This window comes from Neohoeflea coraliihabitans, assembly GCF_019334345.1.
Lineage (GTDB): Bacteria > Pseudomonadota > Alphaproteobacteria > Rhizobiales > Rhizobiaceae > Pseudohoeflea > Pseudohoeflea coraliihabitans.
Map to the genome: position 1 here is coordinate 963919 of NZ_JAHWQX010000001.1, position 14696 is coordinate 978614.

Here is a 14696-nt window from a genome sequence, read left to right on the forward strand (position 1 = left end):
TGCGACAAGCGGCCGGAAGCAGCCGCAGCGCGCTTTTTCCTCGTCCCGACGCGCTGACTGGTTTATATGGCAGGAAAATGGTCGATGGCCACCGTCCATCCCCAGAGTGCCAAAAAATTTGGCGCAACACGCAGCTTTACCCGCCGCTGCATGACGAGAACAGCATCAGCCTGTGAAGGAGAGTTCATGTCGCTAACGCCCGAGGTCGAAGACCTGACGCACACGGTCACGCAATGGCGCCGTCACCTGCATCAGCATCCCGAGATCCTGTATGATGTGCATCAGACGGCCGAATTCGTCGCCACCCGGCTCAGGGAATTCGGCTGTGACGAAGTGGTGACCGGCATCGGTCGCACCGGCGTTGTCGGCCTGATTCATGGACGCGCTGGCTCCAACGGGCCTACCGTTGGTCTGCGCGCCGACATGGATGCGCTGCCGATTACCGAATCCAGCGGTGCCGCCTGGACGTCGAAAATTCCCGGCCGCATGCATGCCTGCGGACATGATGGTCACACCGCAATGCTGCTCGGTGCCGCCAGCCAGCTGGCGCGCCAGCGCGATTTCAACGGCTCGGTCGCCGTGATCTTCCAACCTGCTGAAGAGGGCGGCGGCGGCGGCGATGCGATGGTCAGAGACGGGTTGATGCAGCGCTTTGGCATCGAGCGGGTCTTCGGCATGCACAATCTGCCCGGCCTTCCCGTTGGTCATTTCGCCATCCGCCCCGGCGCCATCACCGCCTCCACCGACGAATTTCGCATCGTCGTTACCGGCCGCGGCGGACATGCCGCCATGCCGCATCTGATCAGGGATCCGATCGTCGCCGCGGCAGCCATCGTCACCTCCCTGCAGACCCTCGCCGCCCGTCAAGCGGATCCGCTCGACTCCCTTGTCGTCTCGGTCACCCAGATAAACGGCGGTTTTGCCCACAACGTCATTCCGGAAACGGTCGAACTGTCCGGCACGGTGCGCAGCCTGACCCCGGCCATGCGCGATCTCGGCGAACAGGGACTGCGCGACATCGCCAGCGGCATCGCTGCTGCCCATGGCACGACGGCAGAGATCCACTACCAGCGAAATTATCCGGTCAGCATCAACCATGCCGCCGAGACCGAAATCGCCGGTGACAGCGCGGCGGCAATTGCCGGCGAAGAGCACCTTGACCGCGCAGTCCGCCCGATGATGGGGGGCGAGGACTTTTCCTACATGCTCGAAGCCAGGCCGGGCGCCTTCATCTTCATCGGCAATGGCGACACAGCCGGACTGCATCACCCGGCCTACGACTTCAATGATGACGTTATTCCCTGGGGCATCAGCTACTGGGTCAAGCTCGCCGCGCAAGCTCTCGCCGCGCGTTAAACCCGCATCAGCGAGTTGAAGAGGACCTCCGGCTTCTGTAAGGAGTTGGCCGCGTGGTCCCGTAGCTCAGGGGATAGAGCACAGGATTCCTAATCCTGGTGTCGCAGGTTCGAATCCTGCCGGGATCACCAAATTTATGTATAATTCGAAATATTAAGGTAAACAAAAGGATAAAATGGAGAAGATGGCTCTGTGATGCTAGTCAAATTCCCGGCATGGGGATTTGAATATGGCAACGAACTTTAATATTTCCACAGCTTTCGGCAGAAATGCCGGACTGTTTCCTGACAACTCCGCGCTCGTGGTTGGCGCAGATCGGTTCACCTACGGCGAACTCGCGAGCCTGGTTCAGCGCCTGGCAGGTATTCTGGCCCCGGTCCTCACCCACGGCCGCGTCGGAATTCTTGCAACGCGCAGCACCGAAGCCTGCGCCGGTATTCTTACCACCGCCTGGGCCGGCGGAACCTATGTCCCGATCGGGTTGAAACTTCCCGAAGAGCGGCTGATCGCGCTCTTCGAGATGCTGCAGCTCGACGCGCTCATTGTCGACAAGGCCGGCGAAAGGCTGCTGTCTGATACTCTCATCGCTGCCGCACCCCGACTGATCCTTGCCCCCGGAGAGACGCGCGGCGACTTCAAGGCCTTGAAGGGCAGTCTGAGTGCAACGCCGGGCCCGGCAATGCCCACGCCGGTAAAGGTCGGGCCCTCGCACACGGCCTATATCGAATTCACCTCCGGCACGACGGGCACGCCGAAAGGCGTCATGGTCTCCGCCGGCGCCGTCGCCGCTTATCTCGAGGCGATGCACACCTGGTACGACTTCGGGCCGGAAGATCGCGCCGCAGAAACCTGCGACATCACCTTCGATCTGTCGGTCCATAACATGTTGACGACATGGAAGGCCGGGGCGGAGCTGCATATCATGCGGCCCTTGGACATGATCGCGCCAGCGCGCTTCGTCAATTCCCATCGCATCACCACATGGCTGTCGGTCCCCTCAGTGGTCGCCATGACCCGTAAAACCGGCGGCTTGTCGCCAAGCAGCATGCGGACACTGAGGATCTCGCTGTTTTGCGGAGAACCGCTGCCCGCATCGGCGGCCCGGGCCTGGGCCGAGGCAGCGCCGAACAGCGTGATCGACAATATCTATGGCCCGACGGAGGCGACGATCGCCTGTCTGCGGCAGACCTGGAGCGCCGGCGGGCGGGAGACGGCCTCGCGCGCGATCGTTGCGATCGGCCAGCCCTATCCCGCCATGCAGGCCGAAATTGTCGATCCTGAAGGTCGTCCCGTCGAGGATGGCACCGCTGGGGAAATCGCTCTGGCCGGGGCGCAACTGGCGGATGGATATTTTCAACAGCCCGAGCTCACGGCTGCGCGCTTTCCCACACGTGAGGGCACGCGCTGGTACCTCACCGGCGATCGCGGCTACCGCGATCCCGATGGTGTCTTCCATCACCTTGGCCGGCTCGACAACCAGATCAAGCTGCATGGGCATCGCATCGAACTCGAGGAAATCGACACCCATCTGCGTGCTGCCACGGCAACCGAGATGGCCGTCGTCGTGGCCTGGCCGCTAAGCCATGGATCAGCCGAGGGCCTGGTAGGCTTTTACGCCGCTGCGCCGCACGACGGAAAGCAGATCCGGGAACGCCTCGCATTGGTTCTGCCCCCGCACATGATTCCGGACCGTTTCGAGGCCATCGAAACCATGCCTCTCAATGCCAATGGCAAAATCGACCGCAATGCCCTGTTCCGCCGGTTGGAAGCCGGCGAAGTTGAGCTGGAGCGCGCATCATGACCTCTCTGGACGCACTGCAACCCACCGGTCCCTCAAGCCTCAACCCCCTGTACTGGCGGCAAAGATGGCTTGACATGGACAAGAACGAGAAGGTGCTGCGCTGGGCACAGAGCCTGTGGGGTCAGGGGATCCTGCATGCCGCGTTCATCGGCTTGCTGCTGAGCCTTCCCGTGGTGCGCGACAAGCACTTCGTACTCATCGCGTTCGCCCTTGTCCTGTGCGCTGTATTTCCGGCCCGGCGAATGCTGCTGCTGACCGGAGTGGGAGCCGTCTATTTCCTATTGCGTCCTCTCAAGCAGGAACACCACTACGCGTTCTATGACGCCGTGTGGGGATCGTTTGGCACAAAAGTGCCTGCCGATGCGGGTTTCGTCGGTTTCGGGCTGATCTTCATCGTCTTCGCCTTTGCGATGATCACCAATCAGAAGTCTCGCCGGATCGGGCTCATTGCCAGGCATCCGGTATGGTTCATGCTTGCCTTGGCAACGGGCCTGTCGGCCGCGACGATCGCTCTTCCGCAGGCGCACCCGCTTTTTGCCGCCTCCTGGATTTCCGTGGGCTACCTGACCGGATCGTTCTTTTTCCTCGGTTACATCCTGCTGGATGCCCGCGCCAAGAGCGCCCTGCCGGCCTATCAGCAGCTGGGCTTCCTTCGCCCCGTATGGGCTGCCGGTTCGGTTCCCTTGAAGGGGCCCGCCTTCTTCCGGAAGTTCGAAGCCAAGAACAGCGTCGAACTGGCAGCAGCTCGATTGAAAGCGGTCAAACTGCTGGTCTGGGCCGCAATTCTCTTCGGCATCGGCGAGCTTCTCTTTGAGCACATGCTGTTCGGTACTTTAAATATCCCGCATCTTGAAACGGCGATCCCGGCCATTGCGGCAGGCGCGCAGGAAACTCTCGCCGCTCGCTGGCTGATCCTCGGCGTCACCTTCGCGGCGGAACTCGTCGCCTTCGCCGTAGCCATCCATGTGTTTGTGGCCGTGATCCGCATGGCCGGTTTCGGCATACCTCGCGGCATGGCACGACCGCTCTCCTCGCGCACAATGTCGGAGTTCTGGTCGCGCTACCTGTTTTATTTCAAGGAACTGTTGGCCGATTTCTTCTTCTATCCGACCTTCCAGCGGTGCTTCAAGAAATACCCCCGGCTGCGGCTCGCCTTCGCCACCTTCATGGCCGCATTCGTCGGCAATGTGCTGTTCGACCTGATCAGCGATGCGCCAGCCTTTGCGATCAACGGCTTCATCGACACAGTCGACAACTACTATTCCTATGTCATCTACGCCGCGGCCCTGACCGCTGGTCTGATCTGGTCGCAGCTTTTCCAGAAACGGACGACAACCAGGGATGGCTGGTTGCGCCACGACGTGGTGCCGCGGGTCCAGGTCATCCTCTTCTTTGCCCTTCTTCAGGTGTTCGACAACCACAGTGGTCTTGTCGACATTGAAGATCGCATTTCCTTTTTCGCCAGCTTGTTTGGAGTATCGTGATGACGTCAGTGAATATTGAAACCGTGCGCGGCACCATCGCGGAGATGCTCGCGGCACGCGATCAGGAGGCCGATTTCGCCGACGACGAGTCCCTGTTCGACAGCGGCCGGCTGGATTCGATCGCCGCTGTCAATCTGCTGCTGGCGCTGGAAAACGACTATGGCGTCGATCTGAGCGATCCGGACTTCAACGTCTCGCAGATCGACACGCTGCAGGAAATCGTTCAACTGGTCTCGACCCATCAATCATAGGGACTGCGAGGGACACGGCAGCCTCACATTCCTGCCATGTAACCGGGACCGACGCGATTCCATGGCGCCCCTTCGTTCGTCAGTTCCACAACCGCCTGTTCGAGCGCCAGATCCAGGGCCAGCAGGCCTTGATAGGCATCGCCCTGTGGCGTCAGTTTGCGCAGCAATGCCATCAGCGCCACATGTGCCGCTTCGGCCTGGTCAAGAAATTCGGCTTTTTCGGCAGCGCTCAGAGCCACCCGGCGTTTGTATCGTCTCATCGGCAACCCCATGCGCCGACACTCCGAACTTGCGTCGCAGCGTTGGCGGAATCACCGTCCCCGGCAGGACTCTTCGCCTATCCGCAATTCCCCTGTCAATTTTAGGGAACGCTCCAATATTACCTGCAAATTTTCGGGGTATGAGGACACGGAAGCACGCCAGCCCGCGTTAAAAATCAGCGCCAGTCCCGCAGCCAGGCAAGGCTGTCCTCCGTTGCGCCGGCCGGCCTGTACTCGGCGCCGAAAAAGCCGGCGTGGCCCGCATCGCGCAACTGCCGCAGCAACCAGCCATAGGCGATTTCCCCCTGATCCGGCGCGCCGCGGCCCGGAACCGCGGCAAACTGCACGTGACGGATCAGCGCGTGGTGACGACGGTAGCGCGCCAGCACATTGCCGCCTTCGATCTGCACGTGATAGCAGTCAAACAGCAGGCCGAGATTGTCCGCCGCAATACGCTCCATCAGGGCAGCAGCCTGCTCCGGCCGCCGAAGAAAGTAGCCCGGCGCATCGCCATCATTGATCGGCTCGATCAACACCGTCACGCCGTAAGCTGCGGCCCGCCGGCAGGCTTCGCTCAGATTGGCGATGAAGCAATCGGCCGCCTTTTGCCCCGCAGCTCCATCCCGTTCCGCCCGGCCAGCCATGGCGTGGATCATGCCGCAGCCGATCGCCACCGCATAGTCGAGCGCCTGATCGAATCCGGCCAGCGCCTCCGCCTCGCGCCCCGGCACCGCAAATAGGCCGAATTCGCCTTGCGCCACGCTGCCACGCGGCGTGTTCAGAGAGAGCATCGGAATCTGCGCCGCTTCGAGCGCTTTTTTCAGCTGCGCCGCCGGAGTGGCGTAGGGCCAGTGCGCTTCCACGGCAGGAAAGCCGCATGCGGCCGCGCGACCCACGGCCTCCGGCAATTCCAGCTCGGTAAAAAGGAACCCCAAATTCGCCGAAAATTTCATAGGTCCATCCCCTGCTGTTGACCTGCCGGGCCCGGAGAGGGATTAAGTGCAACCGCCAACCTGCCATCGGAACGTGTCTTTGCCCAGCCGCCGCAAAATTGCAATTGCCTTGTCACCAGCTGCCAAAAGCGATTGCAGGTGCCAGCAGAGAAAGCATTGCCGATGACCCGCCGCCTCTCCGTTCTCGGATCAACAGGGTCGATCGGCCGCTCGACTCTCGATGTGGTTGCCCACATGGGCGGATCCGAGAGCTGCGACATCGTTGCCCTGACCGGCCACGACAACATCGACCTTCTGGCCATGCAGGCGAAGCGCCACAATGCCCGCCTGGCGGTGACCTCCAACCCCCGGCGCTACGGCGAGCTCAAGGCAGCCCTTGCAGGAAGCGGTATCGAGGTGGGCGCCGGTCCGGAGGCGCTGATCGAGGCAGCTTCGCAGCCCGCCGACATCGTCATGGCCGGTATCGTCGGCATTGCCGGATTGGCACCGACGCTCGCCGCTGCGTCCACCGGCGCGGATATCGCGCTCGCCAACAAGGAATGTCTCGTCTGTGCCGGCAACCTCTTTCTGGTGGCCATTGCCAGCGGCGGCGGCCGCCTGCTGCCGGTCGATTCCGAGCACAATGCGATTTTTCAGGTCCTGGAGACCGATCAGCGGCACGCGGTCGAGCGCATCATCCTGACGGCCTCGGGCGGCCCCTTTCGCACGCTCTCGCGCTCTGACATGGCCGGCGTCACACCGAAAGATGCAGCAGCGCATCCCAACTGGTCGATGGGTCTGAAGATCTCGATCGACAGCGCTTCGATGTTCAACAAGGCCCTGGAGATGATCGAAGCGCACTACCTCTTCGACATGCCGCCGGATGCCATCGAGGTCATTGTCCACCCGCAATCCATCATTCATTCCATGGTCGGCTACAGCGACGGGTCGGTTCTGGCCCAGCTCGGCGCTCCGGATATGCGTACGGCTATCGGCTACGCCCTGGGATATCCGCGCCGGCTCGCCCTGCCGGTCGAGCGTCTCGATTTCGCAAAGCTCGCCCGTCTGGATTTTCATGCCATTGATGCCGAGAGGTTTCCGGCCATCGATCTGGCGCGGCGCGCCATGCGGCACGGTCATGCCCAGGGCGCCGTTCTGAATGGCGCCAAGGAAGCGGCCCTGGACGCCTTCATAGCCGGTCGCATCGGATTTCTCGACATGGTGGACATCGTCGACCAGGTCATGGATCATTTGACCGACTTCGCCGAACCTCCGGCGATCGAAGCCGTCTTCGAGGCCGACCGCGCCGCCCGTGATCAGGCCGAGCGCTTGATTGCTGCCCTGTAAAAACCCCATTTCCGCTGCATGCAGGCGAAAATATGAGGGTCCGCGCCTTCAGGTCGAATATCCACCGCCGTTCTGATAGTCTAGAGCAATCGGCATGGTTGCGGACAGAACCGGCGCGACATGCGCCCGAGGGGGCCGGGAGACACATAAATGCAGACGATCAATCTGAAGCCCGTCCGAAACCAGTGCTCGGTTCTGGTGATCGAAGATGAACCGCTTGTGGGCTTTGATCTCGTTGAAACACTGAATGATCACGGTTTTCGTGCCGACGGGCCGGCCCGCTCCGTCGAACAGGCCTATCAGTTCATCGACAGCCTTGATCCGGCGATCTGCATCCTCGACGTCAATCTGGCCGGCCATGAGACCAGCATGCCAATCGCCACACGATTGACCGAGGAAAACCGCTGCTTTGTCTTTTTGACCGGCTACAGTGCGGGCGGCACGCCGGAACTTGATGCCTTTCCCGACATTCCGCGTTTGTCCAAGCCCGTCGATGAGACAGCGCTGATCGAGATGCTCGACAGATTGTGTCCCACTGAAAATGACGAAACTGCCAAGTCATTGTCGACGTCGGGTGCCGAGAACGCCGCGAATCTGGACGCCCTGTCCCGGCCGCCGCATGGTTCCGAGCCTACGCCAGATGGCAACTGACCAGCCGACCTGCCACATCTCGCAGATGCGGCACATCGACCGCGCAATTGGGAACGGCGATCGGGCAGCGCGGATGAAACGCGCAGCCTGAAGGTATGGCCAGCGGCGACGGCAATTCCCCCTCAAGCCGGACCCGTTGCTGCTTGCGCGAGGGATCGGCCACGGGTGTCGCTGACAGCAGGGCCTGCGTATAGGGGTGGCGCGGGTCGGCAAACACCGTTGCCGCATCACCTTTTTCCACCGCCAGCCCCAGATACATCACCATCACCTCGTCGGCGATGTGCTTGACCACCGACAGATCGTGGCTGATGAAAAGATAGGCGAGCCCGAACTCCTGCTGCAGATCGATCAAGAGGTTCAGCACCTGGGCCTGAATCGACAGGTCAAGCGCCGAGACCGGCTCGTCCAGAACCAGTATCTTGGGATTGAGCATCAATGCCCTGGCGATCGCGATACGCTGGCGCTGTCCGCCGGAAAACATGTGCGGGAAGCGATCGTAATGTTCGGGGCGCAGGCCGACGCGCTCCATCATCGCCTTGGCTTTTTCCCGGCGCTGACGCGCCGAAGTGCTCGAATTGACCTTCAGCGGCTCTTCAAGGATGGCGCCGATCTTCTGTCGCGGATTGAGCGAGCCATAGGGGTTCTGGAACACGATCTGCACGGTCTGGCGCAGGGCCCGGTCTGCAGGATCGGCGGCCCGGCCGTCGATCAGCAATTGCCCGTCCGTCGGCTCCTCGATCATCGTCACAAGCCGCGCCAGGGTCGACTTGCCACAGCCGGACTCGCCAACCACCGCCAGCGTTCGTCCCGGCTCGAGGGAAAAGCTCACCCCGTTCAACGCCTTGACGATGTCCGGACGCCCGAACACACCTTTGCGCACTTCATAATGGCGACACAGATCGGTGGCCTCGAGAAGAGCGCTCATGCCTCGGCCCTCTCATCGAGCGGCACGCCATCCACCAGCGGCCTGTTGCACAGCGCCAATCCCAATTCGGGTCCCTGGCGCACCGCACCCCGGCGGCAGGCCTCGACGGCAAACGCGCAGCGCGGTTCGAACAGGCAACCGGGCGGGCGGTCAAACTGCCCGGGCACCACGCCCTTGATCGACGGCAGGTGACCCTTGCCACTGGCCCGTTCCGGCAAGGCCGAAAGCAGCGCCGCCGTGTAGGGATGATGCGGATCGTCGAACAACGCCGCCACCGGCTGCTCCTCGACCTTCTGACCGGCATACTGCACCTGCACCCGGTCGGCCATCTGCGCCACCACGCCCATGTCATGCGTGATCAGCACCAGCGCCATGTCCGTGTCCGCACACAGATCACGCAACACATCGAGGATCTGCGCCTGGATCGTCACATCGAGCGCCGTCGTCGGCTCATCGGCAATCAGCAGTTTCGGACGGCACGACGTCGCCATGGCGATCATCACCCGCTGGCTCATACCGCCGGACAGCTGATGCGGATAGGCGCTCAGACGCTTTTCCGGGGACGGGATACCGACCTGCTCCATCAGTTCGATCGAGCGTCTCCGGCGCGCCGCCCGGTCGAGATCGGTATGTTTGCGCAGCATTTCGCCGATCTGGAACCCCACGGTGAAGCAGGGGTTGAGGCTGGACATCGGCTCCTGGAAAATCATCGCGATGTCGCGGCCGATCACTGAGCGCTTCTGACGCGCCGAGAGCTCAAGGAGATCGCGGCCATCAAATTGCATGCGATCGGCGGTGACCGTTGCCGTATCCGGCAACAGCCCCATCAGCGCCAGCATCGACACCGATTTGCCCGAACCGGATTCCCCGACGATCGACAGGATCTCGCGCCCATCGACGGATGCATCGACCCCGTCGACGGCGCGGAACGGACCGGAGGCCGTGTCGAAGGTGACGGAAAGGTTGCGGATATCGAGCAGCGCCATCTCTCAGCTCTTCTTCAGTTTCGGATCGAGCGCGTCGCGCATGCCGTCACCCATCAGATTGATCGCCAGCACCGTCACCAGGATTGCCAGGCCCGGAAATGTCACCACCCACCAGGCGCGCAGAATGAATTCGCGCGCCTCGGCCAGCATCGTCCCCCACTCCGGGGTCGGCGGCTGAGCGCCCATTCCGAGAAAGCCGAGTGCCGCCGCATCGAGGATCGCCGAGGAGAACGACAAGGTAGCCTGAACAATCAGCGGCGCCATGCAATTCGGCAGTATGGTGACGAACATCAGCCGCAACCGCCCGGCTCCGGCGACCCGCGAGGCAATGACATAGTCGCTGTTGCGCTCCATCATCACCGAAGCCCGTGTCAGACGCACGAAATGCGGCTGCAGGACGAGGGCGATGGCCACCATCGCATTCAGCAGCCCCGGACCGAGGATCGCCACCAGCACCAGAGCGAGAAGCAGGGACGGGAACGCCAGGATGATGTCCATGACCCGCATCACCACCGTATCCACCCAGCCACGGAAATAGCCGGCGATCAGCCCGACAATGATGCCGACGCTCATCGCCAGGACCACAACGAACAGACCGATAAACAGCGAAAAACGGGCGCCGTAGATCAGGCGTGACAGCATGTCCCGGCCAACCGCATCGGTGCCGAGGAGAAAGGTCGTATTGCCCCCCTCCTGCCAGAAGGGCGGCAGAAGAAAGGCACCGCGATTCTGCACGCTCGGACTGTGCGGAGCAATCAATGGCGCCAGCACCGCGGTCACAACGATCAGCGCGAATACCACGAGCCCGATCACCGCGCCGCGGTTCTGACGGAAATAGTACCAGAACTCGGCGAGACGCCCGCGCCGTTCCGGCCCGCCCACCACGAGTTCTTCTTCCAGTTGATGCTCGTCGAGTTGTGCCCGGTCCGTCATCGCGCGCCCCTCATCGCCGGATCCGCGGATTGATCAGACCGTAGATCAGATCGACCGCCAGATTGACCAGCATGATCATCCCGGCAATCAGCAGCAACCCGCCCTGCACCACCGCATAATCGCGCTTGAAAACCGAATCGACCATCCATTTGCCGATTCCCGGCCATGAGAAGATGGTCTCCGTCAGGATCGCCCCGGCCAGCAGCACGCCAACCTGCAGGCCGATCGTCGTCACCACGGGTATCAAAGCATTGCGCAGCGCATGCAGGCCGATGACCCGGCGTGGCGCCAGACCTTTCGAGCGCGCCGTGCGGACATAGTCCTCGCTCAGCACCTCGAGCATCGCCGAGCGCGTCTGCCGGGCGATTACCGCCAACGGGATGGTCGCCAGGACGATTGTCGGCAAGATCAGGTGACTGACGGCGGAACGGAAGGCCCCGGGCTGACCGGACAGAAGACTGTCGATCAGCATGAAACCCGTCACCTGCGGGAAATAGAACAAGAGGGAGATGCGGCCGGAGACCGGCGTCCACTGCAACACGCCGGAGAACAGGATGATCAGCAACAATCCCCACCAGAAGATCGGCATCGAGTAGCCGATGAGAGCCACCCCCATGATCGACTGGTCGAAGAACGAGCCACGCTTGACCGCCGCCATGACGCCGGCCGGGATGCCGATCAGTGTCGCCAGAAGGATGGCACAGATCGACAGTTCCAGTGTCGCCGGAAACAGCGTTAGGAATTCGTCGAGGACCGGCCGCTTGGTCACGAAGGACGTGCCGAAATCCCCTTGCAGGATGTCGCCGAGATAATGGATGTACTGGATCACCAGCGGCTGGTCGAAACCGAATGCGGATTGCAGCTCGGCATAGCGCTCGGCCGAGACGCCGCGTTCGCCGGCCAGAAGCGTGATCGGATCGCCGGGCAGCAGCCGGATAAAGGCGAACGCAATGATCGACACTCCGATGAATGTCGGGATCAATAGGCCGATCTTGTGCAGGATGAAGCGGAGCATCGTGAGGCGGGAACCGGTCGCACCAAGCGCCCGGTTCCCTTGTCTGACTTATTCGGAGATGTCGACGCCGGTGAACCAGTGGCCACCGAGCGGGTCCATCTTGTAGCCGCTGACCTTGTCGCTCATCGGCATGTAGACCACCGAATGGGCGATCGTGGCCCACGGGGCCTCACGCTTGAAGACGACCTGCGCCTCTTCATACAGCTTGGCGCGCTCTTCCTGCGTGCCGACCTTGGCCTTGGTGATCAGGGCATTGAACTCGTCATTGCACCACTGGGCCCGGTTCGAACCGCCGACCGCATCACAGCCCAAAAGCACGGCGAGGAAGTTGTCCGGGTCGCCATTGTCACCCGTCCAGCCGAGCAGCACCGCGCCGTCGCGGTCTTCCGCCTTCGACTTTTCCAGATACTCGCCCCATTCATAGGACACGATCTCGACATCGACACCGACCTTGGAGAAGTCCTCCTGGATCAGTTCAGCCATCCGCCGCGCATTCGGATTGTAGGGGCGCTGCACCGGCATCGCCCAGACCTTCATGGACAGGTCGGAGACGCCCGCCTCTTCGAGGGCTTTCTTGGCCGCTTCCGGATCATACGCATCATCCTCGACCGACTCATTGTAGCTCCACATGGTCGGCGGGATCGGATTCTTGGCGATCTGCGCAGCACCCTGGAAAACGGCGTCGAGAATGGCTTCCTTGTTGATTGCCATGTTCAGCGCCTTGCGCACCTTGGCATCATCGAAAGGCGCCACCTTGGTGTTGTAGGCCAGATAGCCGACGTTCAAGCCTTCCTGTTCCATCACGGTGATGGACTCATCTTCCTTCAGCGAAGCGACGTCCGCCGGGTTCGGATACGGGATGACATGACACTCACCTGCCATCAGCTTCTGCTGGCGCACCGAAGCATCGGTGGTGATGGCAAACACCAGATCATCGATCTTTTCCTTGCCATTCCAGTAGTCCGGATTGGCCTTGTAGCGGATCACGGCGTCGGGCTGATAGGCCACGAACTGAAACGGACCGGTGCCAATCGGCTTCTGGTTGAGGTCGGACTCATTGCCCGCCTCGGCCAGCTTGTCTGCATATTCCTTCGACACGATCGAGGCGAAATCCATCGCCAGATTGGCAACGAATGGTGCTTCGGCGCGGGTCAGCTTGAACTTCACCGTCATGTCGTCGACCTTTTCGATCGATTCGATCAGATCGGGCATCGACATGCCGTTGAAATATTCCCAGGAGGCGCCTTCCACATACTGGTTGAAGGGGTTCTCCGCATCCAATTGCCGTTCGAAGGAGAAGATCACGTCATCAGCGTTCAGATCGCGCGACGGTGTGAAGAAATCGGTGCTGTGAAACTTCACGCCCGGGCGCAGCTTGAACGTATATTCCTTGCCATCCTCGGAAACTTCAAAGCTCTCGGCGAGACCGGGCTGCGTCTCGGTGGTGCCGATCTTGAATTCGACAAGCCGGTTGTACACCGTCTTGGAGGCCGCATCGAAAGTCGTGCCCGATGTGTAGAGTGCCGGGTCGAAGCCTTCCGGCGAGCCTTCCGAGCAGTAGACCAGGGTTTTCGCGTGCGCGCCGGCAGCGATCACCGAGAGCAGCATCGTGGAGGCCAGAAGCCTGCGGAAATTTCTCATGAGTATTTCCCCATTTTTTGGTTTGTTGAGGGTGTGTGTCCGGTTCCGCATTCGTATCGCAGACCGGCGTGCTGGCGATGAAACGCCAATAATCTGCCCATTGCAAGGGCAATTCCCGGATGACGCAAGGGCAGAAGATCACTTTTTTGACCAAAAAGAAAAAAGCGTCCCGAAAGACGCTTTGGTCGGGTCAATGCGCTCGCAAGGAACTCACCTGGCGTCCTGAACGGCACGTTTGGCCATCACCTTGACGAGATTGGCGCGATACTCCGCAGAGGCGTGCAGATCGCTCATCAGCGCGCCGGCATCCACCGTCGTCCCGTCAATCGCCTCGGCGGCAAAATTGCCCGCCAGTGCCTCTTCCATACCGCTGTGCCGGAACACACCGTCGGCGCCCGACCCGGTGACCGCCACACGAACCGACCCATCGCCAAGGCGCGCAACAAAGACGCCGGTGATTGCATAGCGCGACGCCGGATTGCGAAATTTCGCATAGCCCGCCTTCTCCGGCGCCTCGAATTCAACCGCCGTGACCAGCTCGCCCTCTTCGAGCGCCGTCTCGAACAGGCCGGTGAAGAACGCGTCTGCCGAAAGGGACCGCTGATTGGTGATGATCGTTGCACCAAGTCCAAGCAGACCCGCAGGATAATCGGCCGCCGGATCGTTGTTGGCAATCGAGCCGCCGATCGTGCCCATGTGCCGCACGGCCGGATCACCGACCAGCGAAGCCAGATGACACAGACCCGGGCAAACCTTTGCAAGTGCGTCCGAACTGGCCACCTCGAAATGCGTCGTTGCCGCTCCGATCCGCACCTTCCGGCCCTCAACCGAAATGCCTTTCAATTCATCGATATGACGCAGATCGATCAGGGACTCCGGCGCCGCCAGGCGCTGCTTCATCGTCGGCAGCAGGGTTTGCCCGCCCGACAGATACATCGCTTCCTCCGACGCAAGCTGGCCCGCTTCCTCGATCGATTTGGGGCGGTGATAGGTTGTCGCATACATCTTGTCTCTCCCTTGCATGAAAGGCCGCGCCGCGCCGGTGGTTCGTTGCGCTCCGGGCGAAGAATCCATTGCGGTCCGGCGCCGGCCTTTCGGGTTGTTGCGGTGTCGT

15 protein-coding genes and 1 tRNA gene are annotated in these 14696 nt (G+C 61.6%); 8 read left to right on the top strand and 8 right to left on the bottom strand.

Going from position 1 to position 14696, the window contains the following annotated elements; genetic code table 11:
• Positions 1–186 precede the first annotated feature (186 nt).
• From KY465_RS04590 to KY465_RS04610, 5 genes are all read left to right on the top strand, one after another.
• Positions 187–1356, top strand: coding sequence for a M20 aminoacylase family protein (locus tag KY465_RS04590; protein WP_219200281.1), 1170 nt, complete (start codon positions 187–189; stop codon positions 1354–1356).
• Positions 1357–1411: 55 nt separating this feature from the next.
• Positions 1412–1487 (top strand) — tRNA-Arg (locus KY465_RS04595).
• Positions 1488–1585: 98 nt separating this feature from the next.
• Positions 1586–3157 (top strand): amino acid adenylation domain-containing protein, encoded by a 1572-nt coding sequence (locus KY465_RS04600; RefSeq protein WP_219200283.1) that lies wholly within the window; start codon positions 1586–1588, stop codon positions 3155–3157.
• Positions 3154–4641: a hypothetical protein gene (locus tag KY465_RS04605; protein WP_219200284.1), complete on the top strand. Its 1488-nt coding sequence runs from the start codon at positions 3154–3156 to the stop codon at positions 4639–4641. Before KY465_RS04600 ends, KY465_RS04605 begins: the two co-directional genes overlap by 4 nt.
• A complete protein-coding gene (locus KY465_RS04610) occupies positions 4641–4892 on the top strand; it encodes an acyl carrier protein (protein WP_219200286.1) in 252 nt (83 codons plus the stop codon). The genes KY465_RS04605 and KY465_RS04610 overlap by 1 nt, the downstream gene beginning before the upstream one ends.
• 23 nt (positions 4893–4915) lie before the next feature.
• On the opposite strand, the gene KY465_RS04615 is transcribed toward KY465_RS04610, so the two are convergent.
• Both KY465_RS04615 and KY465_RS04620 read right to left on the bottom strand, forming a co-directional pair.
• Positions 4916–5152: a hypothetical protein gene (locus KY465_RS04615; RefSeq protein WP_219200287.1), complete on the bottom strand. Its 237-nt coding sequence runs from the start codon at positions 5150–5152 to the stop codon at positions 4916–4918.
• Between the two features lie 176 nt (positions 5153–5328).
• Entirely contained in the window at positions 5329–6105 is a 777-nt protein-coding gene (locus KY465_RS04620) for a hydroxypyruvate isomerase family protein (RefSeq protein WP_219200288.1), read from the bottom strand.
• A 162-nt stretch (positions 6106–6267) separates the two neighbouring features.
• Here KY465_RS04620 and dxr point away from each other — a divergent pair, with 162 nt between their 5' ends.
• Together dxr and KY465_RS04630 are read left to right on the top strand one after the other, a co-directional pair.
• Positions 6268–7431 (top strand): 1-deoxy-D-xylulose-5-phosphate reductoisomerase, encoded by a 1164-nt coding sequence (gene dxr, locus KY465_RS04625; protein ID WP_219200289.1) that lies wholly within the window; start codon positions 6268–6270, stop codon positions 7429–7431.
• A 150-nt stretch (positions 7432–7581) separates the two neighbouring features.
• A complete protein-coding gene (locus KY465_RS04630) occupies positions 7582–8082 on the top strand; it encodes a response regulator (RefSeq protein WP_219200290.1) in 501 nt (166 codons plus the stop codon).
• Here KY465_RS04630 and KY465_RS04635 read toward each other — a convergent pair.
• The 5 genes from KY465_RS04635 to KY465_RS04655 are packed head-to-tail and all read right to left on the bottom strand — an operon-like array spanning position 8063 to position 13582.
• On the bottom strand, positions 8063–9007 hold the full coding sequence (locus tag KY465_RS04635) for a dipeptide ABC transporter ATP-binding protein (protein ID WP_219200291.1): 945 nt from the start codon (positions 9005–9007) through the stop codon (positions 8063–8065). The genes KY465_RS04630 and KY465_RS04635 overlap by 20 nt on opposite strands.
• The gene (locus KY465_RS04640; RefSeq protein WP_219200292.1) at positions 9004–9993 is read right to left on the bottom strand and encodes an ABC transporter ATP-binding protein; all 990 of its coding nucleotides are present in this window, start codon (positions 9991–9993) and stop codon (positions 9004–9006) included. The genes KY465_RS04635 and KY465_RS04640 overlap by 4 nt, the downstream gene beginning before the upstream one ends.
• Positions 9994–9996: 3 nt before the next feature.
• Positions 9997–10926, bottom strand: coding sequence for an ABC transporter permease subunit (locus tag KY465_RS04645; RefSeq protein ID WP_219200294.1), 930 nt, complete (start codon positions 10924–10926; stop codon positions 9997–9999).
• A gap of 10 nt (positions 10927–10936) precedes the next feature.
• A complete protein-coding gene (locus KY465_RS04650; protein ID WP_219200296.1) occupies positions 10937–11941 on the bottom strand; it encodes an ABC transporter permease subunit in 1005 nt (334 codons plus the stop codon).
• Between the two features lie 48 nt (positions 11942–11989).
• Positions 11990–13582 carry an ABC transporter substrate-binding protein gene (locus KY465_RS04655; protein ID WP_219200297.1) on the bottom strand — a complete coding sequence of 531 codons (1593 nt, stop codon included), beginning with the start codon at positions 13580–13582 and terminating at the stop codon, positions 11990–11992.
• On the opposite strand from KY465_RS04655, the gene KY465_RS04660 reads away from it, so the two are divergent.
• A complete protein-coding gene (locus tag KY465_RS04660; protein ID WP_219200298.1) occupies positions 13581–13808 on the top strand; it encodes a hypothetical protein in 228 nt (75 codons plus the stop codon). The two genes, KY465_RS04655 and KY465_RS04660, sit on opposite strands and share 2 nt — an antisense overlap.
• Here the strand turns inward: KY465_RS04660 and KY465_RS04665 are convergent.
• On the bottom strand, positions 13793–14587 hold the full coding sequence (locus KY465_RS04665; RefSeq protein WP_219200299.1) for an FAD binding domain-containing protein: 795 nt from the start codon (positions 14585–14587) through the stop codon (positions 13793–13795). The genes KY465_RS04660 and KY465_RS04665 overlap by 16 nt on opposite strands.
• Positions 14588–14696: the final 109 nt, after the last annotated feature.

Excerpts from the sequence above, each read along its gene's own strand:
- KY465_RS04590 (WP_219200281.1), top strand. The coding sequence starts at position 187 with ATGTCGCTAACGCCCGAGGTCGAAGACCTGACGCACACGGTCACGCAA.
- KY465_RS04615 (WP_219200287.1), bottom strand. The coding sequence starts at position 5,152 with ATGAGACGATACAAACGCCGGGTGGCTCTGAGCGCTGCCGAAAAAGCC.
- KY465_RS04640 (WP_219200292.1), bottom strand. The coding sequence starts at position 9,993 with ATGGCGCTGCTCGATATCCGCAACCTTTCCGTCACCTTCGACACGGCC.
- KY465_RS04665 (WP_219200299.1), bottom strand. The coding sequence starts at position 14,587 with ATGTATGCGACAACCTATCACCGCCCCAAATCGATCGAGGAAGCGGGC.
- KY465_RS04645 (WP_219200294.1), bottom strand. The coding sequence starts at position 10,926 with ATGACGGACCGGGCACAACTCGACGAGCATCAACTGGAAGAAGAACTC.
- KY465_RS04610 (WP_219200286.1), top strand. The coding sequence starts at position 4,641 with ATGACGTCAGTGAATATTGAAACCGTGCGCGGCACCATCGCGGAGATG.
- dxr (WP_219200289.1), top strand. The coding sequence starts at position 6,268 with ATGACCCGCCGCCTCTCCGTTCTCGGATCAACAGGGTCGATCGGCCGC.
- KY465_RS04600 (WP_219200283.1), top strand. The coding sequence starts at position 1,586 with ATGGCAACGAACTTTAATATTTCCACAGCTTTCGGCAGAAATGCCGGA.
- KY465_RS04605 (WP_219200284.1), top strand. The coding sequence starts at position 3,154 with ATGACCTCTCTGGACGCACTGCAACCCACCGGTCCCTCAAGCCTCAAC.
- KY465_RS04635 (WP_219200291.1), bottom strand. The coding sequence starts at position 9,007 with ATGAGCGCTCTTCTCGAGGCCACCGATCTGTGTCGCCATTATGAAGTG.
- KY465_RS04620 (WP_219200288.1), bottom strand. The coding sequence starts at position 6,105 with ATGAAATTTTCGGCGAATTTGGGGTTCCTTTTTACCGAGCTGGAATTG.
- KY465_RS04655 (WP_219200297.1), bottom strand. The coding sequence starts at position 13,582 with ATGAGAAATTTCCGCAGGCTTCTGGCCTCCACGATGCTGCTCTCGGTG.
- KY465_RS04650 (WP_219200296.1), bottom strand. The coding sequence starts at position 11,941 with ATGCTCCGCTTCATCCTGCACAAGATCGGCCTATTGATCCCGACATTC.
- KY465_RS04660 (WP_219200298.1), top strand. The coding sequence starts at position 13,581 with ATGAGTATTTCCCCATTTTTTGGTTTGTTGAGGGTGTGTGTCCGGTTC.
- KY465_RS04630 (WP_219200290.1), top strand. The coding sequence starts at position 7,582 with ATGCAGACGATCAATCTGAAGCCCGTCCGAAACCAGTGCTCGGTTCTG.